This is a genomic window from Variovorax boronicumulans (genome assembly GCF_019352895.1).
Lineage (GTDB): Bacteria > Pseudomonadota > Gammaproteobacteria > Burkholderiales > Burkholderiaceae_C > Variovorax > Variovorax boronicumulans_A.
On record NZ_JAAAFX010000004.1, the window covers coordinates 1,119,237 to 1,144,687 of the forward strand.

23 protein-coding genes are annotated in these 25,451 nt (G+C 68.8%); 8 read left to right on the top strand and 15 right to left on the bottom strand.

All coding sequences use genetic code 11. The annotated features are described in order from the left end of the window. Positions 1–4: 4 nt before the first annotated feature. On the top strand, positions 5–1,669 hold the full coding sequence (locus tag K0H49_RS06725; RefSeq protein WP_219210530.1) for a Na/Pi cotransporter family protein: 1,665 nt from the start codon (positions 5–7) through the stop codon (positions 1,667–1,669). Between the two features lie 7 nt (positions 1,670–1,676). Here K0H49_RS06725 and K0H49_RS06730 read toward each other — a convergent pair whose 3' ends face one another. Continuing rightward, positions 1,677–2,678, bottom strand: a complete 1,002-nt coding sequence (locus K0H49_RS06730; RefSeq protein ID WP_219210531.1) for a bile acid:sodium symporter family protein — start codon at positions 2,676–2,678, stop codon at positions 1,677–1,679. A 69-nt stretch (positions 2,679–2,747) separates the two neighbouring features. Between K0H49_RS06730 and K0H49_RS06735 the strand changes: the two genes are divergently transcribed. After that, positions 2,748–3,653, top strand: coding sequence for a LysR family transcriptional regulator (locus K0H49_RS06735; RefSeq protein WP_219210532.1), 906 nt, complete (start codon positions 2,748–2,750; stop codon positions 3,651–3,653). Here K0H49_RS06735 and K0H49_RS06740 read toward each other — a convergent pair. The 6 genes from K0H49_RS06740 to K0H49_RS06765 all read right to left on the bottom strand — a co-directional run bounded on the left by K0H49_RS06740 (position 3,643) and on the right by K0H49_RS06765 (position 10,229). Next, positions 3,643–4,629 (bottom strand): quinone oxidoreductase family protein, encoded by a 987-nt coding sequence (locus K0H49_RS06740; protein WP_219210533.1) that lies wholly within the window; start codon positions 4,627–4,629, stop codon positions 3,643–3,645. The two genes, K0H49_RS06735 and K0H49_RS06740, sit on opposite strands and share 11 nt — an antisense overlap. A gap of 81 nt (positions 4,630–4,710) precedes the next feature. After that, a complete protein-coding gene (locus tag K0H49_RS06745; protein ID WP_219210534.1) occupies positions 4,711–5,601 on the bottom strand; it encodes a DUF5672 family protein in 891 nt (296 codons plus the stop codon). Positions 5,602–5,618: 17 nt separating this feature from the next. After that, positions 5,619–6,416: an SDR family oxidoreductase gene (locus K0H49_RS06750; protein ID WP_219210535.1), complete on the bottom strand. Its 798-nt coding sequence runs from the start codon at positions 6,414–6,416 to the stop codon at positions 5,619–5,621. A gap of 18 nt (positions 6,417–6,434) precedes the next feature. Continuing rightward, positions 6,435–7,355 carry a DMT family transporter gene (locus tag K0H49_RS06755; protein WP_219210537.1) on the bottom strand — a complete coding sequence of 307 codons (921 nt, stop codon included), beginning with the start codon at positions 7,353–7,355 and terminating at the stop codon, positions 6,435–6,437. Positions 7,356–7,618: 263 nt separating this feature from the next. Next, positions 7,619–9,232: a gamma-glutamyltransferase family protein gene (locus K0H49_RS06760; RefSeq protein WP_219210539.1), complete on the bottom strand. Its 1,614-nt coding sequence runs from the start codon at positions 9,230–9,232 to the stop codon at positions 7,619–7,621. A 28-nt stretch (positions 9,233–9,260) separates the two neighbouring features. Next, positions 9,261–10,229, bottom strand: a complete 969-nt coding sequence (locus tag K0H49_RS06765; protein WP_219210541.1) for a Bug family tripartite tricarboxylate transporter substrate binding protein — start codon at positions 10,227–10,229, stop codon at positions 9,261–9,263. A 97-nt stretch (positions 10,230–10,326) separates the two neighbouring features. Here K0H49_RS06765 and K0H49_RS06770 point away from each other — a divergent pair, with 97 nt between their 5' ends. Further along, positions 10,327–11,253, top strand: a complete 927-nt coding sequence (locus tag K0H49_RS06770; RefSeq protein WP_219210543.1) for a LysR family transcriptional regulator — start codon at positions 10,327–10,329, stop codon at positions 11,251–11,253. Between the two features lie 76 nt (positions 11,254–11,329). On the opposite strand, the gene K0H49_RS06775 is transcribed toward K0H49_RS06770, so the two are convergent. From K0H49_RS06775 to K0H49_RS06805, 7 genes are all read right to left on the bottom strand, one after another. Further along, a complete protein-coding gene (locus tag K0H49_RS06775; RefSeq protein ID WP_219210545.1) occupies positions 11,330–12,841 on the bottom strand; it encodes a tripartite tricarboxylate transporter permease in 1,512 nt (503 codons plus the stop codon). A gap of 10 nt (positions 12,842–12,851) precedes the next feature. Beyond that, complete coding sequence (locus K0H49_RS06780) at positions 12,852–13,340, bottom strand: tripartite tricarboxylate transporter TctB family protein (RefSeq protein WP_219210547.1); 489 nt, start codon at positions 13,338–13,340, stop codon at positions 12,852–12,854. A gap of 225 nt (positions 13,341–13,565) precedes the next feature. After that, positions 13,566–15,359 (bottom strand): GspE/PulE family protein, encoded by a 1,794-nt coding sequence (locus K0H49_RS06785; protein WP_219210549.1) that lies wholly within the window; start codon positions 15,357–15,359, stop codon positions 13,566–13,568. After that, positions 15,356–16,108, bottom strand: a complete 753-nt coding sequence (locus K0H49_RS06790; RefSeq protein ID WP_219210552.1) for a spermidine synthase — start codon at positions 16,106–16,108, stop codon at positions 15,356–15,358. The genes K0H49_RS06785 and K0H49_RS06790 overlap by 4 nt, the downstream gene beginning before the upstream one ends. Continuing rightward, positions 16,108–16,596 carry a DNA-deoxyinosine glycosylase gene (locus K0H49_RS06795; RefSeq protein ID WP_374122311.1) on the bottom strand — a complete coding sequence of 163 codons (489 nt, stop codon included), beginning with the start codon at positions 16,594–16,596 and terminating at the stop codon, positions 16,108–16,110. Before K0H49_RS06795 ends, K0H49_RS06790 begins: the two co-directional genes overlap by 1 nt. A gap of 106 nt (positions 16,597–16,702) precedes the next feature. Then, positions 16,703–17,053: a hypothetical protein gene (locus K0H49_RS06800; RefSeq protein WP_183024619.1), complete on the bottom strand. Its 351-nt coding sequence runs from the start codon at positions 17,051–17,053 to the stop codon at positions 16,703–16,705. A 127-nt stretch (positions 17,054–17,180) separates the two neighbouring features. Beyond that, positions 17,181–18,041, bottom strand: coding sequence for a TatD family hydrolase (locus K0H49_RS06805; RefSeq protein ID WP_219210556.1), 861 nt, complete (start codon positions 18,039–18,041; stop codon positions 17,181–17,183). Positions 18,042–18,128: 87 nt separating this feature from the next. On the opposite strand from K0H49_RS06805, the gene K0H49_RS06810 reads away from it, so the two are divergent. From K0H49_RS06810 to K0H49_RS06825, 4 genes are all read left to right on the top strand, one after another. Next, on the top strand, positions 18,129–19,094 hold the full coding sequence (locus tag K0H49_RS06810) for a S1C family serine protease (RefSeq protein WP_219210558.1): 966 nt from the start codon (positions 18,129–18,131) through the stop codon (positions 19,092–19,094). 46 nt (positions 19,095–19,140) lie between these two features. Next, complete coding sequence (locus tag K0H49_RS06815; protein ID WP_219210560.1) at positions 19,141–20,157, top strand: AAA family ATPase; 1,017 nt, start codon at positions 19,141–19,143, stop codon at positions 20,155–20,157. Positions 20,158–20,346: 189 nt separating this feature from the next. Next, positions 20,347–21,348, top strand: a complete 1,002-nt coding sequence (locus tag K0H49_RS06820; RefSeq protein ID WP_219210561.1) for a DUF58 domain-containing protein — start codon at positions 20,347–20,349, stop codon at positions 21,346–21,348. Between the two features lie 25 nt (positions 21,349–21,373). Further along, positions 21,374–22,414, top strand: a complete 1,041-nt coding sequence (locus K0H49_RS06825; RefSeq protein WP_219210563.1) for a VWA domain-containing protein — start codon at positions 21,374–21,376, stop codon at positions 22,412–22,414. Positions 22,415–22,457: 43 nt separating this feature from the next. Here K0H49_RS06825 and K0H49_RS06830 read toward each other — a convergent pair whose 3' ends face one another. Next, a complete protein-coding gene (locus K0H49_RS06830; protein ID WP_219210566.1) occupies positions 22,458–23,201 on the bottom strand; it encodes a response regulator in 744 nt (247 codons plus the stop codon). Between the two features lie 150 nt (positions 23,202–23,351). Between K0H49_RS06830 and K0H49_RS06835 the strand changes: the two genes are divergently transcribed. Then, a complete protein-coding gene (locus tag K0H49_RS06835) occupies positions 23,352–25,448 on the top strand; it encodes an MSCRAMM family protein (RefSeq protein WP_219210567.1) in 2,097 nt (698 codons plus the stop codon). Positions 25,449–25,451 lie beyond the last annotated feature (3 nt).

Below are 25,451 nucleotides of genomic sequence, written 5' to 3' on the forward strand. Positions count from 1 at the left end.
GCCCATGAAACATCTGCTGAACCTGCTGGCAGCAGTCGCACTCCTCGTCTGGGGCACCCACCTGGTCCGTACGGGCGTGCTGCGCGTGTTCGGCGCCAACCTCCGTACCCTGCTCGCGCGCAGCATGCGCAACCGTTTCACGGCGGCACTGTCGGGCATCGGCGTGACGGCGCTGGTGCAGTCGAGCACGGCCACCTCGCTCATGACCTCGTCCTTCGTGGGCCAGGGCCTGATCGCGCTGCCGGCCGCGCTGGCCGTGATGCGCGGCGCCGACGTGGGCACGGCGCTGATGTCGGTGCTGTTCTCGACCGACCTCTCCTGGCTGTCACCGCTGTTTATCTTCACCGGCGTGGTCTTCTCCATCACCCGGCCCGCGAGCGCCGCCGGGCGCTTCGGCCGCATCCTGATCGGCCTGGGCCTGATGCTGCTGGCACTGCAACTGGTGGTGCAGGCCACTGGCCCGCTGTTCGACTCGCCGGCCATGCGTGCGATCCTGGTGTCGATCAGCAGCGACATCCTGCTCGAGATCACCATCGGCGCGGCGCTCGCCGTGGTGGCCTATTCGAGCCTGGCCGTGGTGCTGCTGGTGGCCGCGATGGCGACCTCGGCCGTGGTGCCGCTCGACGTGGCGCTGGGCCTGGTGCTGGGTGCCAACCTGGGCAGCGGCATCCTCGCGGTGCTGACCACCGCCAAGTCCGAGATGTCGGTGCGGCAGGTGACGGTCGGCAACCTGCTGTTCAAGCTGATGGGCGTGGCCGTCGCGGCGCCCTTCGTCGGGCTGTACCTGACGCACGTGCGGGCCTACGTGTCCGATGCGACGCAGCTGGTGGTGCTCTACCACCTGGCCTTCAACGTCGTGGTGAGCATCGGCTTCATCGGCCTGACCGACTGGGTGGCGCGGCTGGTGAAGAAGCTGCTGCCGGTGCCTCAGGAAGGCTCGACCACCGCGCGGCCGCAGCACCTGGACCCCTCGGCGCTGTCCACGCCCACGCTGGCCATCTCCAACGCGGCGCGCGAGGCGCTGCACCAGGCCGACATCGTCGAGACCATGCTGATCGGCATGCTCAACGTGATCCGCAACAACGACCTGCGGCTGGCCGACGAACTGCGCAAGCTCGACGACGTGGTGGACCGGCTCTACTCCGACATCAAGTACTACCTCACCAAGATCTCGCGCGAGGCGCTGGGCGAGGAAGAGAGCAAGCGCTGGACCGACATCATCAGCTTCACCATCAACATGGAGCAGGTGGGCGACATCATCGAGCGCGTGATCATCGACATCGAGGACAAGAAGATCAAGCCGCAGCGCAACTTCTCCGAGGCCGGCATGGCCGAGATCGTCGAGCTGCACGAGCGCCTGGTGGCGAACCTGCGGCTGGGCATGAGCGTGTTCCTGAACGGCAACGTGCGCGATGCGCAGAAGCTGCTCGAAGAGAAGGCGCGCTTCCGCGACCTCGAGCGCGCCTACGCCAACACCCACCTGACCCGGCTCATGGACCGCACCACGCCGAGCATGGAGACCAGCTCGCTGCACATCGACCTGATCAGCGACCTGAAGCGCATCAATTCGCACATCTGCTCGATCGCCTACCCGATCCTCGACTCGGCCGGCGCGCTGGCACCCAACCGGTTGCGCGAGGCGCAGCTCACGCCGGTCAAGGAATCCTGAGAACGGATCAGGCGGCGCGGGCCGCGGCCGCTTCCACGGCCTCGTCGGCCGGCCGGCGCGCATAGCGCTGCGCCAGCACCGCACACACCATCAGCTGCATCTGGTGGAACAGCATCAGCGGCAGCACGATGGCGCCCACCGCGCCCGAGGCGAACAGCACGTGCGCCATCGGGATGCCGCTGGCCAGGCTCTTCTTGGAGCCGCAGAACACGATCGTGACCTCGTCGGCCTTGTCGAAGCCCAGCTTGCGCGCGGTCCAGGTGGTGGCGAACAGCGCCAGCGCCAGCAGCACCGCGCAGACCACGAACAGCCCGGCCAGCGCGCTCAGCGGCACTTGGCGCCACAGGCCTTCGATCACGGCCGCGCTGAAGGCGGTGTAGACCACCAGCAGGATCGAACCGCGGTCGACGAAGCTCAGCACCGAGGCGCGCTGCTTGATCCAGGCGCCGATCCAGGGCCGCAGCAGGTGGCCGACGACGAAGGGCACCATGAGTTGCAGCAGGATGCGGCCGATGGCATCGAGCGAAGAAGACGCGGCGCCGCCCGAGACCACCAGCAGGTTCACCAGCAGCGGCGTGACGAACACGCCCAGCAGGGTCGAGGCCGAGGCGCTGCAGACCGCCGCCGGCACGTTGCCGCGCGCCAGCGAGGTGAAGGCGATGGCCGACTGCACCGTGGCCGGCAGCACGCACAGGTACAGCACGCCGGTGTAGAGCTCGGGCGTCACCAGCGGCTGCAGCACGGGCCGCAGCGCGAGCCCGAGCAGCGGGAACAGCACGAAGGTGCTGAGGAACACCAGCAGGTGCAACCGCCAGTGGCCCACGCCGGCCACGATGGCCTCGCGCGGCAGCTTGGCGCCATGCAGGAAGAACAGCAGGCCGATGGCCACCGTCGTGAGGCCCTCGAAGAAGTGCGCCGTGCGGCCGGCAGCGGGCAGCAGCGAAGCGAGCGCCACGGTCGTGACCAGGGCGAGGGTGAAGTTGTCGGGGAGGAAGCGTGATCGGGCCATGGCGCGATTGGGCCCGGGTTCGGCTCAAATGAGAAATGGATTTATCTGATGGATATATGATTTCTCCTCATGAACATCAGCCTGCGCCAGCTCCGCGTGTTCCTGGCGGTGGCCGAGGAGCGCAATTTCAGCCGTGCCGGCGATGCGATCGCGCTCACCCAGCCCGCGGTGAGCCGCTCGATCCTCGAACTCGAAACGCAGCTGGGCCTGAAGCTGCTCGACCGCACCACGCGCGAGGTGGTGCTGACCGAGGCCGGCCAGTCGCTGGCCGCGCGCCTGGGCCGGGTGCTCGACGAGCTCGACCAGACCCTGCTCGACGTGCAGGGCATGGCCCATGCGCGACGCGGCAAGGTGCGCGTGGCCAGCAGCCCCACGCTGTCGGCCCAGCTCATGCCGGCCTGCATCGCGGCCTGCGCACGCCAGGAGCCCGAGATCCAGCTGGTGCTGCTCGACCGCATCCAGCAGGACGTGCTCGACAGCGTGCGCAGCGGCGAGGTCGACTTCGGCGTGGTGATCGAGCCCTCGGCGGCCGAGGACCTGCAGACCGAGACCATCCTCGACGACCCCTTCGTGCTGGTGGTGCCACGCGGCCATGCGCTGGCGGGGCACCGCAGCGTGCGCTGGTCGATGCTGCGCGGCCACGCGCTGGTGCTGCTCGACCATGCCTCGGGCAGCCGCCGTCTGATCGACGAGGCGCTGCTCGCGCATGGCGTGCAGGCCGAGGTGGCGCAGCAGCTGGGCCACCCGACCACGGTGTTCCGCATGGTCGAGGCCGGCATCGGCATCAGCGTGATGCCCGCGCTGGCCGTGCCGCCGCAGGGGCTGGGCGCGCTGGTCGCATTGCCGCTGACGCCGCGGGTGCAGCGCCAGGTGATGCTGGTGCACCGGCGCAACCGCGCGCCCTCGCCGCTGGCGCAGCGGGTGTGGCGGCTGGTGCGCGAGATCGCGCGGCAGGATACGGCGGCTACAGCGTGAGGATGGTGCAGCCGGTGGTCTTGCGTGCCTCGAGGTCGCGGTGTGCCTGCTGCACGTCTTCCAGCGCGTAGCGCTGGGCGATCGGGATCTTCACCGCGCCGCTCTGCACCACCGCGAACAGGTCGTCGGCCATGGCCTGGGTGGCCTCGCGCGAGGACATGTGGGTGAACAACGTGGGCCGCGTGACGTAGAGCGAGCCCTTGGAGGCCAGCGTGCCCAGGTTGATCGGCGGCACCGGGCCCGAACCGTTGCCGAACACCGCCAGCAGGCCGAAGGGCCGCAGGCAGTCGAGCGAGCCTTCGTAGGTGTCCTTTCCCACCGAGTCGTAGACCACCTTCACGCCCTTGCCGCCGGTGATCTCCTTCACCCGCGCCGCAAAGTTCTCGGTGCTGTAGTTGATCGCGTGCGCCGCGCCGTGTTCGAGCGCGAGCTGGCACTTGGCATCGCTGCCGGCCGTGCCGATCAGCTGCAGGCCCAGCGCCTTGGCCCATTGGCAGGCGATCAGGCCCACGCCGCCCGCGGCCGCATGGAACAGGACGAAATCGCCGGGCTGCAGGCCTTCGGCCGGCAGCGTCTTCTTCAGCAGGTACTGCGTGGTCAGGCCCTTGAGCATCATGGCCGCGCCGGTCTCGAAGGAGATCGCGTCGGGCAGCCGGCAGACGTTCTTGGCGGGCAGCACGCGCAGCTCGCAGTACGCGCCCGGTGGCGGGCTGGCGTAGGCAGCGCGATCGCCGACCTGGAGGTGCGTCACGCCCGCGCCCACCGCCTCGACGATGCCGGAGGCTTCCATGCCCAGCTGCAGCGGCATCGCGAAGGGGTACAGGCCGCTGCGCTGGTAGGTGTCGATGAAGTTCAGGCCCACGGCCTGGTGGCGGATGCGGATCTCACCGGGGCCGGGCTCGCCGACGTCGACCTCGACGATCTTCAATTCTTCGGGACCGCCATGGCGGTCGATACGGACGGCTTTGCTCAACATCGTTGCTATCTCCACACGCAGAAAAGAGAGGCGCATCGTGCCACGTTTGGCCTGGCCCCGAGGGCGCAGGACATTGCCCTGTCAGGCCGGTGGCGGCTCTGGCGCGAACTCGATGCGGTAGCCCCTGCGCTCGAACATCTGCAGGATCTCGCGCTCGCCGTACCAGTGGTCGAGCTGCGACAGCGGAATCTGCGAGCGCAGCGTGAGCGGCGCCAGCGACACCAGCTGGCGCACCCGCGCATGGTGGCCGAACAGCCGCATCGGGTCGTAGCCATGGTGCAGTTGCGGCCCTGCATGCTCGATGGCGAAGTCGCGCGCCAGCGCCAGCGGCGCGAAGCGCAGGCCGACGGCCTCGAGCGCAGGGCGCAGCACGCCGCTGAGCTGCACGTCTTCCAGCAGCGCGTTGTGATGCCAGTGCATCCGAAGCGGGTCACCCCCCACCGCATCGGGCGGCGGGATCTCCACGCGGATCTGCGGATGGTCGACCAGCGCCTGCATGAAGCGCCGGCTGCGCAGGCTGAAGCCGCCGTTCTGGACCGGCGTGACGGCGAGCTCGGGCTGCTGCAGTTCCCGCACCCAGTCGAAGGAGGTGCGCCAGACCGTGCCCTCGGGCCCGTCGATGCGCGCGAGGTGGATCGGCGCGCCGATGTAGTCGCAGTCCAGGAAATCGTCGCGCCACTGGGCGGCATCGACGACCCAGCCGTCGTCCTGCACCACCAGCGCGAACTCGCTCTGCACCACGCGCCAGAGCGCGAACATCATGAACCAGCTGTACTCGTGGTAGTTCAGCGGGGCGATCGCCAGGTGCACGATGCCGGGCGCCAGGTCGGGCGGCGCCTGCGGGCAGCACAGCAGGGCCCGCGCGCCCGGCATCTGCTGCAGGCTCCACTGCAGCGCCAGCGCGGCGCCGCGCGCGTCGGGCAGCCCGGTGACCGACACCAGGGTGATCTGCCGGAACGCCTGCCCGCTCATGCGCGCCTTCGTCGGGCCTAGTAGGTGCCCGGGTACGCGCCGCCGTCGGTCAGCACGTTCTGGCCCGTGATGTAGCCGGCCTGCAGGCTGCAAAGGAAAGCGCAGACGGCACCGAACTCCTCGGCGGTGCCGAAACGGCCGGCGGGAATGTTCTTCTGGCGCGCCGCGCGCAGCACCTCGACGTCCTGGCCGGTCTTCTTCGCCGCGCCAGCCATGGTGCCCTTGAGACGGTCGGTGTCGAAGGCGCCCGGCAGCAGGTTGTTGATCGTCACGCCCTTGGCCGCGATCGGCGTGCGCGCCACGCCCGCCACGAAGCCGGTCAGGCCGCTGCGCGCGCCGTTGGACAGGCCCAGGATGTCGATCGGCGCCTTCACCGAACTCGAGGTGATGTTGACGATGCGGCCGTAGCCGCGTGCGGCCATGCCGTCGACCGTGGCCTTGATGAGTTCGATCGGCGTGAGCATGTTGGCGTCGACCGCCTTGATCCAGGCTTCGCGGTCCCAGTCGCGGAAATCGCCGGGCGGCGGGCCGCCGGCGTTGGTCACGACGATGTCGTAGTCCGCATGCGCGGCAAAAGCCGCGGCGCGGCCTTCGGGCGTCGTGATGTCGGCCGCCACGGCCTTGACGAAGGGCTTGTTCGCCACGCCCGCAGCCAGGGCTTCGAGCTGCGCCGCCGCGGCGTTCAGCACTTCGGCGCCACGCGCCACCACCACCACGTTCACGCCTTCGCGCACCAGGGCTTCGGCACAGCCCAGGCCCAGCCCCTTGCTCGCGCCGCACACCAGGGCCGTCCTGCCTGCAATTCCGAGGTCCATTCAAATTCTCCTGCGGGCTCAGCGCCCGCTACGCGTAAAGACAAAAATTCCGGTAATGACCAGCACGGTGCCGGCCGCAATCCAGACGGTGAAAGGTTCGCCGAGCAGCACCACGCCCATGAGAATAGTCGAGAGCGGCCCGACCATGCCGGTCTGCGCCGCCATGGCCGCACCGATGCGCTCGATCGCCATCATCACGGCCAGCACCGGCACCGCCGTGCACAGCGTCGCATTGAGCACCGACAGCCAGATCACCTCGGGCGCCACGTTCAGCGCCACGTCGATCGGCCGCAGCAGCAGGAACTGCGCGATGCACAACACGCAGGCCACGCTGGTCGCCAGCCCGACCAGCCGCAGCGAGCCCAGGCGCTTGACGAACTCGCCGCTCGCCACGAGGTAGACCGCATAGCTCACCGCACTCAGGAAGACCAGCAGCGTGCCCCAGGCCGCGGTGCTGCTCTGACCCAGCTGCACCTCGTGGCCGAACACCAGCAGCACGCCCGCGTAGCTGATCGCCATGCCGATCAGTTGCTGGCGCACGATGCGGCGGCGGTAGACGATCCAGCCGAACAGCAGCACCAGCGTGGGGTTGAGGTACAGGATCAGCCGCTCCAGGCTGGCCGTGATGTAGGCCAGCCCGGCGAAGTCGAGGAAGCTCGACAGGTAATAGCCCGAGAAGCCCAGCCCGATCACCCCCAGCCAGTCGCGCAAGGTCAACGCCGCCTTGCCCCGCCCCGCCCACCACGCCATCGCCAGGAACAGCGGCAACGCGAACAGCATGCGCAGCATGATCAGCGTGACCGCGTCCACGTTGTGGCGGTAGGCCAGCTTCACGATGATCGCCTTGCCGCTGAACGCGATGGCGCCGAAGGTGGCGAGGATCAGGCCGGTGCGGATCGATTTGGGGGCCGTGGCCGAGGGAGCAGTAGATGAGGTCAAGTTTTCTTATTCCAGAGACACCGCGGATCCGGCGCTGCCGGACTGCTGGCGTCGCCCCAAAGGGCACACAGCGCCAATTCTCTCTCTCGCGCGCACTCTCTTAGTTCCAGGGACACCGCGGAACCGGCTTTGCCGGGCCGCCGGTGTCGCCCCCGGAAGGGGGAAGAGCGACGCGACACGAAGTGCGCGAGCTCCTCGGGGGAGAGCCAATGCGGCCCCTTGAGGGGAGACGGCGACACGCAGTGCGCCGTTTCGGGGTGGTCCTAGTACCCTGCAGCAAGGCCGTCGCGCCGCGGATCGCTCGCCGCCACATAGCCTTCGACCGCCGGATCGCCCGCGCGCCAGATGAACTGGCCGGCACCGAAGTCCTGGTACGAGTCGTTGATCACGTCGACTTTGTGGCCCAGCGCGCTCAGCCCCTGCAGGACCTGCGGATCCATCGCGGCCTCGGCGTTGATCTCGAGCCCGCTGTTGAAGCGCCAGCGCGGCGCATCGCAGGCCGCCTGCGGGTTCTGGCCGTGGTCGAGCATGCGCACCAGCGTCTGCATGTGGCCCTGCGGCTGCATGTTGCCGCCCATCACGCCGAAGCTCATGACCGGCTGGCCGTCCTTGGTGAGGAAGGCCGGGATGATGGTGTGGAAGGGGCGCTTGCCCGGTGCCGCGACGTTGGGGCTGGCCGCGTCCAGGCTGAAGCCGTGGCCGCGGTTCTGCAGGCTGATGCCGAAGTCGGGTTCGACGCAGCCCGAGCCGAAGCCCATGTAGTTGCTCTGGATGAAGCTCACCATCATGCCGCTCTCGTCGGCCGCCGTGAGGTAGATCGTGCCGCCCTTGACCGGGTTGCCCGCCTTGAAATCTTGTGCCTTGTTCACATCGATGAGTTTGGCACGCGAAGCCAGATAGGCGCCATCGAGCATTTGCGCGGGCGTCGTCTCCATCGACGAGGGCTCCGACACATAACGGTAGACGTCGGCGAAGGCCAGCTTCATGGCTTCGATCTGCAGATGCTGCGAAGCCACCGAGTCGACCGGCATCGAGGCCAGGTCGAAGTTCTTCAAGATGCCCAGCGCGATCAGCGCCGCGATGCCCTGCCCGCTGGGCGGGATCTCGTGCAGCGTGTGGCCGGCGTAGTCCTGCGAGATCGGCGTGACCCATTCGGGCTTCCAGTTCGCGAGGTCGCGCACCTTGAGGCTGCCGCCGTTGGCATTGGAGAATTTCTCCAGCGCCTCGGCGATCTCGCCGCTGTAGAAGGCCTCGCCACGGGTCGCGCCGATGGCACGCAGCGCGCGCGCCGCGGCGGGGAAGCGGAACAGTTCACCCACCTCGGGCGCGCGGCCCCAGGGCAGGAAGCTCTGGGCGAAGCCGGGTTGGTTCTGCAGGATCGGCGTGGCCGCGGCCCACTTCTGCTGTACCACGGGCGGCACCAGGTAGCCGCGCTCGGCGACCTCGATGGCCGGCGCCATCAGCGCCTCGAAGGGCAGCTTGCCGAAACGCTCCGACAGTGCGACCCAGCCGCCGACCGCGCCCGGCACCGTGACCGAATCCATGCCGCGCTGCGGCGGCGTGGCGGCGCCGTCGCCGTGCTTGCGCCGGAAGTACTCGGGCGTCCAGGCCTGCGGTGCGCAGCCCGAGGCGTTCAGGCCATGCAGTTCCTTGCCGTCCCACAGGATGCAGAAGGCGTCGCTGCCCAGGCCGTTGCTCACCGGCTCGACCAGCGTCATCACGGCTGCGGTGGCGATCGCGGCATCGACCGCGTTGCCGCCCTGCTGCAGGATGCGCAGGCCGGCCTGGGCCGCGAGGGGATGGGAGGTCGAGACGACGTTGCGTGCGAAGACCGGGATGCGGGTGGAGCGGTAGGGATTGGCGTAGTCGAATTTCATGAGAAGGGTCAAGGCTGGGTCGGTCGGTTCAGTCGCCGACGATGCGGCGTTCGGTGATGATCTTTTTCCACTTGGCGGCGTCCTGCGCCACCATGCTCGCCAGTTCGGCCGGCGTGCTGGTCGTCGGCTCGATGCCCAGGCGCGAGAGCTTGTCGCGCACCTCCGGGTCAGCCAGCGACTGGTTGGCCGCGGTGTTGATGCGCGCCACCATCTCGGCCGGCAGGCCCTTGGGGCCATAGAGCCCGAACCAGGTGTTCGACTCGAAGCCCGGCAGCACGTCGGCGATGGCCGGCAGATCGGGTGCGAGCGGGCTGCGCTTGAGCGAGGTCACGCCCAGCGCGCGCAGCCGGCCGTCGCGCACGTGCGGCATGCCGGTGGGCAGGGAATCGAAGAGCACATCGACCTTGCCGCTGATCAGGTCGGGAATGGCCAGCGCCGTGCCCTTGTACGGGATGTGCGTGACGAACACGCCGGCCTGCGACTTGAACAGCTCGGCCGTCAGCTGGACGATGGTGCCGTTGCCGCTCGAGGCGTAGTTGAGCTTGCCGGGGTTCTTCTTCGCGTAGTCGATCCACTCGCGCACCGTCTTCGCGGGCGAGCTGTTGGGCACCAGCATGATGCTGGGCGCATCGCCCACGTGCGCGATGGGCGTGAAGTCGCGCACCGTGTCGTAGGGCAGCTTGTTGATGGCCGGGCCGATCGAATGCGTGCTGGTGGTGGCCAGCAGCAGCGTGTAGCCGTCGGGCGCGGCCTTGGCCGCCTGGTCGGAGCCGATCGCGCCGCCGGCGCCCGGCTTGTTGTCGATCACGATCGTGGTGCCGAGCTTCTCGCCCATCTTCTGCGACAGCGTGCGTGCGAACAGGTCGGTGGCACCGGCCGCGGGGAACGGCACGATCAGCCGGATCGGCTTGGCCGGGTAGCCCTGCGCCAGGCTGGCGGACGACGCGACCACGCACAGCGCAATGGCCACCCCTTGAAGGAACTGGATTCTTTTCATGGTGCTGATTCTGGCCCCGTGGAGGAAAGCTCGCATGCTATGCAGCGCCCGTGCATCAAGCCAGATAATTCCACTTATTCAACTATGAGCGCTGCTTATGACAAAGAACGCCACGGAAGAGGTCTCGCTGCAGCAGTTGCGGGCGCTGGCGGCCGTCGCCGAATCGGGCAGCTTCACGCTGGCGGCGGAAGCCCTGCAGCTGACGCAGCCCGCCATCAGCCACCTGATCAAGCGCATGGAGCAGGAACTGGGGCAGCCGCTGGTGGTGCGGGGCCGCCGCATCCAACTGACGAGCGCCGGCCAGGTGATGGTTGAAACCGCCGTGCGCGCGCTGCGCCTGATCGACGAATCCGTCGGGGCCTGCCGCTCGCAGTCGCAACTGCGCGAGGGACGCGTGGTGCTGGCGGTGGGCCATCTCACGGCGGGCGCCCTGCTGCCGCCGGTGCTGGGGCGTTTTTCCCGGACGCATCCCACGCTCGCGGCGACGCTGCTCGACAGCACGGCCGAGCAGATGATCTCGCGCATCCTTTCGCAGGAGGCCGACCTGGGTTTCGGCTCGGACATCGGGCAGAAGCATTCCGAGCTGGCGACCGAGCCGCTGTTCACCGAGCGCATGGCGCTGTTCGTGCGCGACGACCATCCGCTGGCGCAACGCGTGGTGGTCGATGCCAGGCACCTCGAGCCGCTGCCCTTCATCCACGTCAACCCCGATGCCAACGTGTGGCGCGCGGTCAGCCGCCAGCTCTCGAGCGTGGCCAACGTGTACCCGCATGTGGTGCATCACGTGTCGATGCTGTCGACGGCCTTCGGCCTGATCCAGGCGGGTGCGGGCGTGGCGCTGCTGCCGCGCTATGTGGAAGTGCTGATGCCGGGCAACCTGCGCGCCGTGGCCGTGACGCGCCCGACGCTGGAATACCCGGTGGTCGCCATCCGGCTGGCCAAGCATCCGCTGAGCCCGGCGGCGATGGCCTTCCTGGCCATGGCCAGGCAGCACATGAAACCGCCGCGCGGCGGCAGGCCCTGAGCGAACGCCGGGTGCTCCAAAGCAAAAAAAACGGCGCCCGAAGGCGCCGTCCTGTGGAGGGGCAAAGCCTCCCCGCTCAATCCTCGACGAAGGCCTCTTCGCGCTTGGACTTCACGGCCGGCAGCAGCACGATGATCAGCAGCAGCAGCGCGGCGGCCAGCAGACCGGCAGAGATCGGACGGCTCACGAACACGCTCCAGTCGCCACGCGACAGCAGCAGCGCACGGCGCAGGTTCTCCTCCATCATCGGGCCCAGGATGAAGCCCAGCAGCAGCGGCGCGGGTTCGCAGCCCAGCTTGAAGAAGGCATAGCCGATGAAGCCGAAGGCACCCACCATCCAGATGTCGAAGGTGTTGTTGTTGGTCGAGTACACGCCGATCGCGCAGAACAGCACGATGGCCGGGAACAGGTACTTGTAGGGCACCGACAGCAGCTTGATCCACATGCCGATCAGCGGCAGGTTCAGGATGATCAGCATCGCGTTGCCGATCCACATCGAGGCGATCAGGCCCCAGAACAGTTCGGGGTTGCTGGTCATGACCTGCGGGCCGGGCTGGATGTTGTGGATGGTCATCGCACCCACCATCAGCGCCATCACGGCGTTGGGCGGGATGCCCAGCGTCAGCAGCGGGATGAACGACGTTTGCGCGCCGGCGTTGTTGGCCGACTCGGGCGCGGCCACGCCGCGGATGTTGCCCTTGCCGAAGGGCACTTCGCCCGGCTTCAGCTTGGTCTTCTTCTCGATCGTGTAGGCCGCGAAAGCCGCCAGCAGCGCGCCGCCGCCGGGCAGGATGCCGAGGGCCGCACCGAGTGCCGTGCCGCGCAGCACGGCCGGGATCATGCGCTTGAAGTCTTCCTTGGTCGGGAACAGGCCGGACACCTTGGCGGTGAACACTTCACGCTCTTCTTCGGGGCGCGACAGGTTGGCGATGATTTCGCCGTAGCCGAACACGCCCATGGCGATGGCCACGAAGCCGATGCCGTCGGTCAGTTCAGGAATGTCGAAGCTGAAGCGGGCCACGCCCGAGTTCACGTCGGTGCCGACCAGGCCCAGCAGCAGGCCCAGCACGATCATCGCGATGGCCTTGAGCAGCGAGCCCGAAGCCAGCACCACGGCGCCGATCAGGCCCAGGATCATCAGCGAGAAATATTCGGCCGGGCCGAACTTGAAGGCGATCTCGGTCAGCGGCGGCGCGAAGGCCGCGAGGATCAGCGTGCCCACGCAGCCGGCGAAGAAGGAACCCAGCCCGGCCGCGGCGAGTGCCGGTCCGGCCCTGCCCTTGCGCGCCATCTGGTAGCCGTCGATCACGGTCACCACCGAGGACGATTCGCCCGGCAGGTTGACCAGGATGGCGGTGGTCGAGCCACCGTATTGCGCGCCGTAGTAGATGCCGGCCAGCATGATCAGCGCCGACACGGGGGGCAGCGCGTAGGTGGCGGGCAGCAGCATCGCGATGGTCGCGACCGGGCCGATGCCGGGGAGCACGCCGATCAGCGTGCCGAGAATGCAACCGACCAGGCAGTACAGCAGGTTCGTGAAAGTGAACGCGACGCCGAAGCCGATCGAGAGGTTGTTGATCAGATCCATTTTTTGTTCCTCAGGCCGTGATGAAGGTCGGCCAGACCTGGATCTGCAGCTTGAGCGCCCAGATGAAAGCCACGTAGCTGCCGACGGCCAGCACGGTCGCGAGGGCCAGCACCTTCTTCAGATCGAACTCGGTGCCGGCCAGGCTGGAGATGATCACCAGCGCATAGATGGCGATGATCATTCCCATGGCCGGGATGCCGACGCTCGGCAGGCCGCCCAGCAGGATGCCGAAGGCCAGGTTGGCGCCGATGATGTAGACCACCTGCTTCCAGGCCCACTTGCCGATCTTTTCACCGTCTTCGGTCTCGACCGTCAGGCCGGTGAACATGATGCCCAGGCCGATCAGCGCCATGACGATGCCCAGCATCAGCGGGAAGTAGCCCGGGCCCATGCGGGCGCCGCTGCCGACGTTGTAGGTCGATGCACCCCATGCGAAGGCGATGCCCACCACGGCGAACATCAGCCCTGCAAAAAAGTCGCGTTGACTTTTGATTTTCACGAACAGTCTCCTCGAACAAATCGAACGGGAGATTGTCTGGTCAGCTTCCGGTCAGGTCGATGTGGATTCCACCTAGCGAACACCTAGGGTTAGACCCGAGAGCAACGGCTCTCCCCCGAGGGCCTTGCGCACTGCGTGTCGCTTGCCTTCCTTCCGGGGCGCGACAGCTGCGGCCCGGCAAAGCCGGTTCCGCGGTGTCCCTTGAAGGGGACACGCGGAACCGCGCTACTCGAGGGGCGGCGTGGCGCTCAGCACTTCCTCGATGGTGGTCACGCCCTCGGCCACGCGCAGCGCACCGGCCAGGCGCAGCGGGCGCATGCCGTCGGCCACGGCCTGGCGGCGCAGGGCGGCGAGGTTGGGCTCCTTGGTGATGCGGGCCTTGAAGTCCTCGCTGAGGCTCAGCAGTTCGTACAAACCCATGCGCCCCATGTAACCGGTCATGCGGCAATCGACGCACCCCACGGGCTTGTAGGCGCGCACAGAGCCGGTGATCTGCCAGGGCGCAACGAAGGCCGCGAGCTTCTCGCGCGTGACCGATTCGTCGGGCTGCTTGCACAGCGGGCACAGCGTGCGCACCAGGCGCTGCGCAAGCACGCCCAGCATCACGGCGTTGATCAGGTAAGAGGGCACGCCGAGCTCCATCAGCCGCGTAATGGCACTGGGCGCGTCGTTGGTGTGCAGCGTGCTGAACACCAGGTGGCCGGTGAGTGCCGACTGCACCGCCATCTCGGCGGTGGCGAGGTCGCGGATCTCGCCGACCATGATGATGTCCGGGTCCTGGCGCATCAGCGCGCGCAGCCCCTCGGTGAAGCCGAAGTCGAGCTGCGGCTGCACCTGTGTCTGGTTGAACGAAGGCTCGATCATCTCGATCGGGTCCTCGATGGTGCTCACGTTGACCTGCTCGGTCGCCACGCGCTTGAGCGTGGAGTACAGCGTGGTGGTCTTGCCCGAACCCGTAGGCCCGGTCACGAGGACGATGCCGTGCGGCCGCGTGACCAGTTGCTCCCAGCGCTTGGCATCGTGCTGCGAGAAGCCCAGCGCATCGAGGTCCTTGACCGCGGTGTCGGGGTCGAAGATGCGCATCACCATCTTCTCGCCGAAGGCCGTGGGCAGCGTCGACAGCCGCATCTCGACCTCGTCGCCGCGCATGTTGCGGGTCTTGATGCGGCCGTCGAGCGGGCGGCGCTTCTCGACCACGTCCATGCGGCCCAGCAGCTTGATGCGCGCGACCATCGCGTTCATCACGCCCATCGGCATCTGGTAGGCCGGGTGCAGCACGCCGTCGATGCGGAAGCGGATCACGCCCTGGTCGCGCCGCGGCTCGAGATGGATGTCGCTGGCGCGCTGGTCGAAGGCGTACTGCCAGAGCCAGTCGACCACCTGCACCACGCTCTGGTCGTTGGCATCGAGCTGCTTGTTGCTCTTGCCCAGCTCGACCAGTTGCTCGAAGCTCGCGCCGCCCGCGTTGCCGCCGGCCTTCTGCGCCGCGCGCACCGACTTGGCGAGCGCGAAGAACTCGGCGGTGTAGCGCTGGATGTCGGTCGGGTTGGCGACCACGCGGCGCACCGAGCGGCGCGACTGGCGCTCGACCTCGGACACCCAGTCGACCAGGAAGGGCTCGGCCGTGGCCACCACCACCTCGCTGGGCGTGACCTGCACCGGCAGCACCTTGTGGCGCTCGGCATAGGCCGCGCTCATGGTGTCGGCCACCTTGCCCACGTCGACCTTGAGCGGATCGATGCGCAGGTAGCTGAGCCCGGCGCGGCCGGCCAGCCATTCGGTGAGCATCTCGAGGTCGAGCGGCTTGCCGTCGCGCTCGCGCGTCATCGCCACATTGGCCAGGCGCACCAGCGGTGCCTGCCGGCTCTCGGCCTGCGCACAGCGCGCGATGGTGCGCTGCGCCTCGTGCGGCGAGATCACGCCGTCGGTGGCCAGCCAGCCGATCAGCAGCCGCAGGTCGAGCGGACCTTCGTGGCGCGAAGGCGCAGGCGCGGGCACGGGCGGCGAGACGGCATTCATGACATGGCTTTGAAGACCCGCAGCCACTTGGGGGCCGGCAGGCCCCAGCGAGTCTGGATGGTTTGCGCACGCTCGGCAAGCACGCCACGCGCCGGCCGGGCCGGCGTGCGCTGGGCCAGCACCACGGTGTTGCCCTCGCGCGTGGGCTTGAAGGCCCACACCGCGTCGGCACCGAAGACCGCGGCGATCTTCTCGAGGCTGCGCTCGTAGCTCGACGAGCGGCCGAACAAATTGACCGTCATCGCGCCGTCTTCCGTGAGCAGCGCGCGGCAGTCGGCATAGAAGCTTTCGCTGTCGAGCACCGGCGCCGCCGCCTCATGGTCGTACAGGTCGACCTGCAGCGCATCGACGGTGCCGTGCCACTGGGGCTTCTGGATCTCGAGGCCGGCGTCGGCCAGCACCACGCGGAGCTTGGCATCGTCGGCCGGCAGCTTGAACCAGCCGCGGCAGGCCGCGAGCACCTGCGGGTTGAGTTCGATCGCGGTGGTGCGCATGCGCAGCTGCTTGCGGCTGAACTTGGTCAGCGTGGCCGCGCCCAGGCCCAGCTGCATCGCATGGCGGCTCATCACGCTCGAGGGTTCGACGAACAGCAGCCAGGCCATCATGCGCTGCACGTACTCGAGCTCGATCTCGAAGGGCGCATCGATCTTCATCGAGCCCTGGACCCATTCGGTGCCCAGGTGCAGGTAGCGGATGTCGCCCCAATCGGAAAAGTTGACCTCGGGCAAGGCCGGTTTGCGCGCCGCCATCAGGCCACCAGCCCGTGCTGCGCGAACACCTCGCGCCAGGCGTCGCGCTTGCGCTCGAAGGACCAGGTGGCATGGGCCGGGCTGGTCGAGGGCAGCTTGTAGGCCGGCAGTTCGCCATGGCCGCCGGCGCGCAGCGCCTCGACCACCTTGGGCGCATGCCGGAAGCTCTCGGCGCCGTTGTGCGCCACCGCCGCCAGGCGCGGCAGTTCGAGGCCGGCGAAATCGTTGAGCACCGCGTCGCGGATCGAGGCGTCGAGGCTGCCTTCGCGGGCACAGGTGCCGTAGACGTCCCAGACGCCGAGACCGCGTTCGAGCAGCCAGTCGGCGCGTTGGGAGAAAGCCGTGCCGGGCGGCAGCGGGCTGGAGGGCCAGAGGGCTTGCAAGATCTTCCAGAATTGGTTTTGCGGGTGGGCATAGTAGCGCCCCTCCGCCAGCGAGCGCGCACCCGGGAAGCTGCCGAGCACCAGCAGCACCACATCCGGCGACACGATCGGCGCCAGCCCTTCGAGCGTCCGGCCTTCGGCGGGCCCACGAGAAAAAACCCGCCGAGGCGGGTTTTCGCTGGGGCCGTTGCGGCTGTCGCCGCCCGGACGATCAGGGCTTGGCGGCTGCATTCTCGGCGGTGCCGGGGATCTTCTCGCCGATCTTGTGGCCGGCGCTGCGCATGCCGTCGGCAGCCTTGTGGCCCACGCCGGCGACGGCGTGGCCGGTCTTCTTGGCGGCGTTGCTGGTCGCGTGGCCGGCCTTCTTGGCGGTGCGCTTGGTGGCCTTGTAGGCCTTCTTGGTGCCGGTCTTGGCCTTGTCGACCACGGTCGGCTCAGGTGCGGCGGCCGGTGCCATCGTGGTGGTCGCCGGTGCCGGCTGCTGCGCCATGGCGGAGAAACCGATGGACGCGATGCCCAGTGCGAGGATGGCGGGGACGGTACGGATGAAAGACGAGGTCATGAAGATTCTCCTTGAAGAGTTGTAGTCACGGACTGGGCCGCACTGATCGAACAACGGACGACATGGCGATCAGGATGACAGCAAAAACACAAGGAGTAAGGGTCGAAACACAAATCAGGCCGCGCGCCTACAGCCCAAGCTGACCGGAGGCTGACTCGGCTGTCAGCGCGCGCAGACGGGGCATCGCTTCCAACGCATTGCGGGTGGTGGCCTCGGCCAGTGTTTCCAGCGAGATCCCACGCAATTGGGCCAGTTCCCGCGCGATGCGCGGCAGCTCGCCCGGTTCGTTGCGGCCTTGTGGCGCACCGGCCTCGCGCTCCTCGCGCGTGCGGTAGAGCCAGTGCGGCTGGATGTCGGGCGCATCGGTCTCCATCACGATCGCCTCGAGCGGCAGCGTCGCGGCCAGCCGGCGCACCTGCAGCGCGCGGTCGAAGGTCAGCGTGCCGCCGAAGCCCAGCTTCAGCCCCAGGTCGAGGCAGGCCTGCGCCTGCTGCGCACTGCCGTTGAAGGCATGGGCGATGCCGCGCCAGGGCCGGCCCGCGCCGACCTGGCGCAGCTGCTTGAGCACCTTGTCGACCGAACGCCGCACATGGATCAGCACCGGCAGGTCGTGCCGGCGTGCGAGCTGCAGCTGTGCATGGAAGAAGTGCTCCTGCCTTGCCCAATCCAGACCGGGCACGAAACCGTCGAGGCCGATCTCGCCCAGCGCCACCAGCCGCGGGTCCGAGAGATGGTCCTGGAGCGCGGCATCGAGCGTCGCGAGGTCCGTGTCGTCGGCCTTGCCGGTGAACAAGGGATGGATGCCCAGGGCATAGGCATCGCCCTGCACATGCGCCAGTGCACGCACGGTTTCGAAGTTGAAGGCCGCCACCGCGGGAATGACGCACAGTGCCACGCCGGCCGCCGCGGCACGGGCGCGGACCGTCGGCATCTCGTCGCCGAATTCGGGGGCGTCCAGGTGACAGTGTGTATCGATGAAGGCGACCATCGCTTCATGATGCCCGAACGCATGCAAAGGGCCACAAAGCGTGCTACCGTGATTTCCTTCACAGGTCACTCTTTGCCGGAGGTGCCGATGCGCAGGACTGCACTCTACAGCCGCTCGCCGCAGGCGTCGAAGGACGCCCAGGCGCCTGTGGCCGACGCACCGGACGCCCTCGCCACGCCGACGGCGCCCCCCGTGCGATGGCAGCCCGGACGGCGTGCCTTCGGCGCCTTGCTGGTGCTGACCCTGGCGCTGGGCGCGGGCGGTGTCGCGCTCTGGCCCCGCCAGGCCGCCCACACGCTGACCCAGAAGGACATCGACGCCGCGGTGCTGCGCACGCTGCAGACCGCCACGCTGCCGTCGCCCGCGGCCCGGGCGGCGGCCCTTGTCCAGCCTTCGGTGGTGCGCGTGGTGAGCTACGGCCCCGAGCGCACCTCGCCCGAAGCCAAGACCGAAAAGCGCGGCCGCAACCTCGCGCGCGGCAAGCCGCCCGAGGCCGACGGGCCGCCCGGCGAGGTCGAGCGCGGCATCGGCACCGGCGTGGTGATCGTCGACAAGGGCGTGATCCTCACCAACCTGCACGTGGTGGCCGGGGCCCAGACCATCAAGGTGACCTTTGCCGACGGGCTGGAAGCGCTCGCCACCATCACCGGCGTCCAGCCCGAGAACGACCTGGCCGTGCTGCAGGCGCGCAAGATTCCCGACGACCTGATCCCCGCCACCCTGGCCTCCACCGCCAACCTCCAGTCGGGCGACCAGGTGGTCGCGGTCGGCTTCCCCTTCGGCATCGGCCCCTCGGTGTCGGCCGGCGTGGTGTCGGGCCTCAATCGCTCCTTCCGCTCGCCCGAGGGCAAGCAGGAGCTGGGCAACCTGATCCAGTTCGATGCCGCCGCCAACCCCGGCAACTCGGGCGGCCCGCTGGTGAACATGGAAGGCCAGGTGGTCGGCATCGTCACCGCCATCCTCAACCCGACCCAGCAGCGCACCTTCATCGGCATCGGTTTTGCCGTGCCGATCGAGAACGCCGCCTCGGCGATCGGCTCGCCGCCGTTCTGACGCGCTCGCCCTCCGTCCTCCTCACCCTCAACCCGAAAGCCGTCGCATGAGCCCAGAGACCACGCCGCCGTCGAATCCGCCCGCCACCGCCGAGCTGATGGAGCAGATCCTCTACCAGGTCAAGCGCGTCGTGGTCGGGCAGGACCGCTTTCTCGAACGCGTCATGGTGGCGATGCTCGCCGGCGGCCACCTGCTGGTCGAGGGCGTGCCCGGACTGGCCAAGACGCTCACCATCAAGACGCTGGCCGACACCATGCGCGGCCAGTTCAAGCGCATCCAGTTCACGCCCGACCTGGTGCCGGCCGACCTGGTGGGCACGCGCATCTACAACCAAAAGACCGGCGAGTTCAGCACCTCGCTGGGCCCGGTCTTCACCAACCTGCTGCTGGCCGACGAGATCAACCGCGCGCCGGCCAAGGTGCAGAGTGCGCTGCTGGAGGTGATGCAGGAACGGCAGGTCACGATCGCGGGCGAGACGCACAAGGTGCCACGCCCCTTCCTCGTGATGGCCACGCAGAACCCGATCGAGACCGAGGGCACCTACCCGCTGCCCGAGGCCCAGGTCGACCGCTTCATGATGAAGGTGCTGGTCGACTACCCGACGGACGAGGAGGAGTTCGTGATCGTGCAGCGCGTGATCGGCCCGCCGGTGGAGGCCGTGGCCGTGGCCAGCACCGAGCAGCTCGCGGCATTGCAGGCCGAGGCGCGCCGCGTCTACGTCGACCCCTCGCTGATCCAGTACGCGGTGAAGCTGGTGTCGGCCACGCGCAACCCGGAGAAGCACGGCCTCAAGGAGCTGCGCCGCTTCATCACCTTCGGCGCCAGCCCGCGCGCCACCATCAACCTCACCGAGGGCGCGCGCGCACTGGCGATGCTGCGCGGCCGCAGCTACGCGCTGCCCGAGGACATGACGGCGCTGGTGCCCGACGTGCTGCGCCATCGCGTCACGCTGTCGTACGAAGGCCTGTCGGAGGGCCTGACGCCCGACGGGCTGATCGACAAGATCATGCGGGCCATCCCCGCGCCACCGAAGCCGCTCGAACATGAAAAACTGGTGGCCTGAACATGACCCACCCCCGATGCAGCTCACTTCGTGTAGCCGCCTCCCCCTCGAGGGGGCGATACCAGTGGCCCGGCAAAGCCGGTTCCACGGTATCTCTGGCCCACCCCCGAAGCGCTGCAGCGCGTGTAGCCTCCTGTCCCTCGAGGGGGCAGCCCGGCAAGGCCGGTTCTGCGGTGTTCTGGAATGGACATGAAAAACTGGTGGCCTAGCAAGCGGGCGCGCGCAGCCAACGACGCGCACCTCGCAGCCGTCGCCGAGACGGCCGCGGGCGCTGCCGAGCGCCTGCTGCGCCGGCTCGAATGGACCGTGATCCGCCGGCTCGACGGCCTGCTGCAGGGCAACTACCGCACGCTGATGCGCGGCACCGGGCTGGACCTGGCCGACCTGCGTGAGTACCAGTTGCACGACGACGTGCGCCACATCGACTGGAACGTCACGGCGCGGCTGCAGACGCCCCACGTGCGGGTGTTCACCGAAGACCGCGAGATGGCCGCCTGGTTCGTGCTCGACCTGAGCCGCTCGGTCGACTTCGGCTCGGGCCTGCGGGCCAAGCGTGAGATCTCGGCCGGCTTCGTGGGCGTGCTGGCGCGCCTGCTCACGCGGCACGGCAACCGCGTGGGCGCCCTGGTCTACGGCAGCGACCTCGAGGCCGTGATCCCGCCGCGCAGCGGACGCCGCCATGTGCTGCACCTGCTGCATTCGATGGAACGCCGCGCGGTCGAAGGCCCGGCGGCGCAGGGCATGACGCGGCTGGCCGACCTGCTGCATTCGGCGGCCACGCTGATGCCGCGGCGCGCCACCGTGTTCGTGGTGTCCGACTTCCTCAGCGAGCCGGGGTGGGAGAAACCGCTGGCGCGCCTCGCACAGCGCCATGAGGTCATCGCGGTGCGCCTGTTCGACCCGCTCGAACTCGCGCTGCCCGACCTCGGCCTGGTGCCGCTGCGCGATGCCGAGACCGGCGAGCAGCTCTGGGTCGACACGCACGACGCGGGTTTTCGCCGACGCTTCGCGCGCATCGCGGCCGAACGCGAGGACACGCTGCGCGCGGCGCTGGCCAAGGCCGGCGTCGATGCGCTCGAGCTGTCGACCGACGACGACCTCGCCGAAGCCATCCTTCGTTTTGCCGACCTGCGCAAGCGCCGCGTGCGCGCCGGCAACGCGGCCCGACCCCTGAAGGCAGCCACCGCATGACCCCCCTGCCAACCCGGAGCACCCCATGAGCTTCCTGTGGCCCCAGTTCCTCTGGCTGCTGGCGGCATTGCCGCTGCTGGTGCTGCTCTATGTCTGGCTGATGCGCCGCAAGAAGAAGCTGGCACTGCGCTATGCCAGCCTCTCGATCGTGCGCGAGGCCATGGGCGCGGGCCAGACGGTGCGCCGCCACATTCCGCCGCTGCTGTTCCTGCTGGCCATGGCCGCGATGCTGATCGCCGCGGCCCGGCCGATGGCGGTGGTGGTGCTGCCTTCGAACCAGCAGACCATCATCCTGGCGATGGACGTGTCGGGCAGCATGCGCGCCACCGACGTGCAGCCCAACCGGCTGGTGGCCGCGCAGGACGCGGCCAAGGGCTTCATCAAGGACCTGCCGCGCACCGTGAAGGTCGGCATCGTGGCCTTCGCCGGCAGCGCGCAGGTGGCGCAGCTGCCGACCACCAACCGCGACGACCTCGTGACCGCCATCGACGCCTTCCAGCTGCAGCGCGCCACCGCGACCGGCAACGCCATCGTGGTCTCGCTCGCCACGCTGTTCCCCAACGAAGGCATCGACATCGCGAACTTCGACCCGCAGAGCCGGCAGCGCGGCGTGCCGATCGAGCTGGCCGGCAAGGCGCCGCCCAAGGACTTCGTGCCGGTGGCACCCGGCTCCTACACCTCGGCCGCGGTGATCATGCTGACCGATGGCCAGCGCACCACCGGCGTCGATCCGCTCGAGGCGGCCAAGGTGGCGGCGGACCGCGGTGTGCGCGTCTACACCGTGGGGATCGGCACCGTCGACGGCGAGACCATCGGCTTCGAAGGCTGGTCGATGCGCGTGCGGCTCGACGAGGAGACGCTCAAGGCCATCGCCAACAAGACCCAGGGCGAGTACTTCTACGCGGGCACGGCGGCCGACCTGAAGAAGGTCTACGACACGCTGAGTTCGCGCCTCACGGTAGAGAAGAAGGAAACCGAGATCTCCGCGCTGTTCGCACTGGGCGCGGCGCTGCTGGCCTTCCTGTCGGCCGGCCTGTCGCTGTTCTGGTTCAACCGGATTCTCTAGCGGCCGCCAGGGCGGCGGCGCGATCGGCGAGCGCAGCCGCGACTCAACCTCCGCCGGGATGGCGCAGCAGGCCCAGCCGCGTGGCTTCGAACACCGCCTCGTTCTTGGAGTGCACCGCCAGCTTGCCGTAGAGGCTCTTGATGTGCGTCTGCACGGTGTGCACGCTCAGGGACTTGAGGCGCGCGATCTCGGCGTACGAAAAACCCCGCGCGATCAGCGTCAGCACCTCCTGCTCGCGCCCGGACAGCAGCGAGGGCGATGCGGGCGTGACAGGGACCGGCAACGCGGCTCGCGCGGCGTCGGCCGCCTCGCTGGCTTCGGTCTGCAGGCTCCGGTACTTGGCCAGCACGCGGCGCGCGATCATGGGCGAGATCGGCGAGGCGCCGGCCTTCATCTCCAGGATGGTCTGGGCGATGTCTTCGGGCGGGGCGTCCTTGTGCAGGTAGCCGACGGCACCGGCCTCGATGCTGGCCAGCACATTGTCTTCGTCCCCGAACACCGAGATCACCAGCGGCTCGCATTGCGGGAAGCGCGCGACCGCGGCACGGATCACCTCCAGCCCGCTGCCGTCGGGCAGGCCCAGGTCCGACAGCAGCACATCGGGGGTCTCGGTCGTCGTCGCCAGCCAGGCCAGCGCCTCGCGCACCGTGCCCACCCCCGCCAGCCAGCGCAGCCGGGGGCTGGCGCGCACGCTGCGCTCGAAGAAGGCGCGCGTGCCTTCGTCGTCTTCCACCACCAGAACGCTGAACGGGCGCCCCACGTCCGACGCATCGACCTCGGTTTGCATAGGCACCGAGCATAAGCCGCGAAAGCGCGGGAAATCCGCTGGAACTCACCGATTCATGGGATGCGCGAGCGCGGGCACCGCTTCAGACTGCGCGGGCGCCGGTGTGTAACGCCGCCGTTACTCCCTCGATCCCCCAAGGAAGGACCTCCGATGAAGAACCCCACCCCCTCCAGAGCCCCCATTGCCTGGGCCGCCGCCCTGCTGCTCACCCTCGCCGCCTGCGGGGGCGGAGGCGGGGGCGATGGCGCCTCCGGTGGAGGTGGCTCCGCGGGCGGCGGAGGCGGCACCGAGCAACCGGTGGCGCTGGCGCAGCTGCACGGCGTCGCCGCCACCGGCGCGCCTTTCAGCAACGCCGAGGTGACCGTGACCGACCAGACCGGCGCCGTCGTCTGCACCCGTACCACCGATGCGAACGGCACCTACACCTGCGAGCTGCCCGCGGGCACCAAGGCCCCGCTGGTGATCCGCGCCAGCCGCGACGACCTGACCCTCTACAGCACCACCGCCAGCGCCACCGGCGGCATCGTCAACGTCACGCCCCTGACCACGATCATCGTTTCGCAGCTCTCGCCCGACGGCAACCCGGCCAGCCTGGCCGGTGCGATCCAGACCCGCCCCGACACCGTGACGGCCGCCACCATCCAGACCCAGGTGGCGGAACTCAGCGCCGCGCTCAAGCCGCTGTTCGATGCACTCGGCCAGAGCGGCCTGGACCTGATGAACGGCGACTTCGCCGCCGACGGCACCGGCCAGGACCGCCTGCTGGACTCGATCGCCGTCAGCGTGCAGCCCGACGGCACCGCCGCCAACATCCAGATCACGGTCAAGAGCGTGCCGTCCAGCGGCAGCCCCGAGCCCCTGTCGATCAGCTTCAGCACCGCCGACACGGGCACGCCGGTGCTCGCACCGGTCGATGCCAGCACGCTGGTGCAGCCGCCGACACCGGCACTGATCGCCTCCTTCCTGGCCCGCCTCAACGCCTGCTACGCCCTGCCACTCGCCCAGCGCGTCACGGCCGTGAACGATGGCGTGAACGCCACCGGCACCGCCGCCGACCTGGTGGCCCCGGCCTGCCGCACGCTGTTCGTCGGCGACGACCCGGCCACCTACCAGGCCAACGGCGCCAGCGTGGGCCGCAACGCCAGCGGCCGCGGCGCCTTCGAAAGCCTGTTCCGGTCGGGGCCGACCGGCCTGGTCAACGACCGCGGCAACTTCGAGTTCTTCCGCAACGCGACCGACGTGGTGATCACCTACCGCTGGACCGACACCCTCGGCAACACCGACAACGACACCTTCCTGCTGCGCACCGAGAACGGCGTGCTCAAGCTGACCGGCAACGGCAACACGTACCGCGTGTCGGTGCGCGCGATCTCCGAGAAGCGCGAGATGATCAACACGCCCAACTTCAGCTACAGCGCGACGGGCTACAACGTCAACATCGAGAACCGGCTCGACGAGAGCTTCCAGCCCGTGCTCGACAAGGTGGTGGTCACGCCGCCCTTCGGTGCGCCGCAGACCTACCGGCCCCAGCCGGGCTTCTCGTACCTCACGGTGGCGCGGCCGAACGGCAACGCCGCCAACGCCAGCGGCAGCGTGATCTACCTGGCAGGCCGCTTCGACAACCCGGCCACGGCCGGCACGCCGGCCGACAAGGAAGGCAACCTGAACTTCGTCAGCCCGGCCCTCGGCGATGCGGAACTGCGCGCGCTGAAGGACCAGAGCGTGTGGAAGCTCGAGTTCTATCGCGTCGGTGACACCGTGCCGTCGACCACCCAGAGCGCGCGCACCATCGCCCGGGCCCAGACCCTCGACGAGATCAGGCAGCTGGCCTTTGCCGCGATCACGCCCGCCCTGCGCGACGAACTGCGCGCCGAGACGGTGAACAACACGGACAACGTGCTGGTGTTCGGCACCAGCACGCCGCAGGAGCCGAACCTCATCGACTTCAGTGCCGACGGCAACAACCCGGGCTGGGCGGTGCCGACCGGTGCACTGGCGCCCACGCTGTTCACCGCCTACGGCCGGAACAACGGCACGCGCTGGGAAGACTCGGTGACGGTGCGCAACACCGCGCGCACGACGATCCTCAACTGCTCGCCCTATGCAGCCACGGATGCCCACTGCGTGACCCTCAACAACGCCCGCGAGTACCGGCCGGGCGCCAGCCTGAACACCTTCGACCTCTGGGCTCGCAGCGCGCGCCAGGTCGAGCTCAGCAGCAAGATCGGGCTCTACAGCATCCAGTAAGCC

Coding starts and splice junctions, on each gene's coding strand:
- K0H49_RS06725 (WP_219210530.1), top strand. CDS start 5: ATGAAACATCTGCTGAACCTGCTGGCAGCAGTCGCACTCCTCGTCTGG.
- K0H49_RS06730 (WP_219210531.1), bottom strand. CDS start 2,678: ATGGCCCGATCACGCTTCCTCCCCGACAACTTCACCCTCGCCCTGGTC.
- K0H49_RS06735 (WP_219210532.1), top strand. CDS start 2,748: ATGAACATCAGCCTGCGCCAGCTCCGCGTGTTCCTGGCGGTGGCCGAG.
- K0H49_RS06740 (WP_219210533.1), bottom strand. CDS start 4,629: ATGTTGAGCAAAGCCGTCCGTATCGACCGCCATGGCGGTCCCGAAGAA.
- K0H49_RS06745 (WP_219210534.1), bottom strand. CDS start 5,601: ATGAGCGGGCAGGCGTTCCGGCAGATCACCCTGGTGTCGGTCACCGGG.
- K0H49_RS06750 (WP_219210535.1), bottom strand. CDS start 6,416: ATGGACCTCGGAATTGCAGGCAGGACGGCCCTGGTGTGCGGCGCGAGC.
- K0H49_RS06760 (WP_219210539.1), bottom strand. CDS start 9,232: ATGAAATTCGACTACGCCAATCCCTACCGCTCCACCCGCATCCCGGTC.
- K0H49_RS06765 (WP_219210541.1), bottom strand. CDS start 10,229: ATGAAAAGAATCCAGTTCCTTCAAGGGGTGGCCATTGCGCTGTGCGTG.
- K0H49_RS06770 (WP_219210543.1), top strand. CDS start 10,327: ATGACAAAGAACGCCACGGAAGAGGTCTCGCTGCAGCAGTTGCGGGCG.
- K0H49_RS06775 (WP_219210545.1), bottom strand. CDS start 12,841: ATGGATCTGATCAACAACCTCTCGATCGGCTTCGGCGTCGCGTTCACT.
- K0H49_RS06785 (WP_219210549.1), bottom strand. CDS start 15,359: ATGAATGCCGTCTCGCCGCCCGTGCCCGCGCCTGCGCCTTCGCGCCAC.
- K0H49_RS06790 (WP_219210552.1), bottom strand. CDS start 16,108: ATGGCGGCGCGCAAACCGGCCTTGCCCGAGGTCAACTTTTCCGATTGG.
- K0H49_RS06800 (WP_183024619.1), bottom strand. CDS start 17,053: ATGACCTCGTCTTTCATCCGTACCGTCCCCGCCATCCTCGCACTGGGC.
- K0H49_RS06805 (WP_219210556.1), bottom strand. CDS start 18,041: ATGGTCGCCTTCATCGATACACACTGTCACCTGGACGCCCCCGAATTC.
- K0H49_RS06810 (WP_219210558.1), top strand. CDS start 18,129: ATGCGCAGGACTGCACTCTACAGCCGCTCGCCGCAGGCGTCGAAGGAC.
- K0H49_RS06815 (WP_219210560.1), top strand. CDS start 19,141: ATGAGCCCAGAGACCACGCCGCCGTCGAATCCGCCCGCCACCGCCGAG.
- K0H49_RS06820 (WP_219210561.1), top strand. CDS start 20,347: ATGAAAAACTGGTGGCCTAGCAAGCGGGCGCGCGCAGCCAACGACGCG.
- K0H49_RS06825 (WP_219210563.1), top strand. CDS start 21,374: ATGAGCTTCCTGTGGCCCCAGTTCCTCTGGCTGCTGGCGGCATTGCCG.
- K0H49_RS06830 (WP_219210566.1), bottom strand. CDS start 23,201: ATGCAAACCGAGGTCGATGCGTCGGACGTGGGGCGCCCGTTCAGCGTT.
- K0H49_RS06835 (WP_219210567.1), top strand. CDS start 23,352: ATGAAGAACCCCACCCCCTCCAGAGCCCCCATTGCCTGGGCCGCCGCC.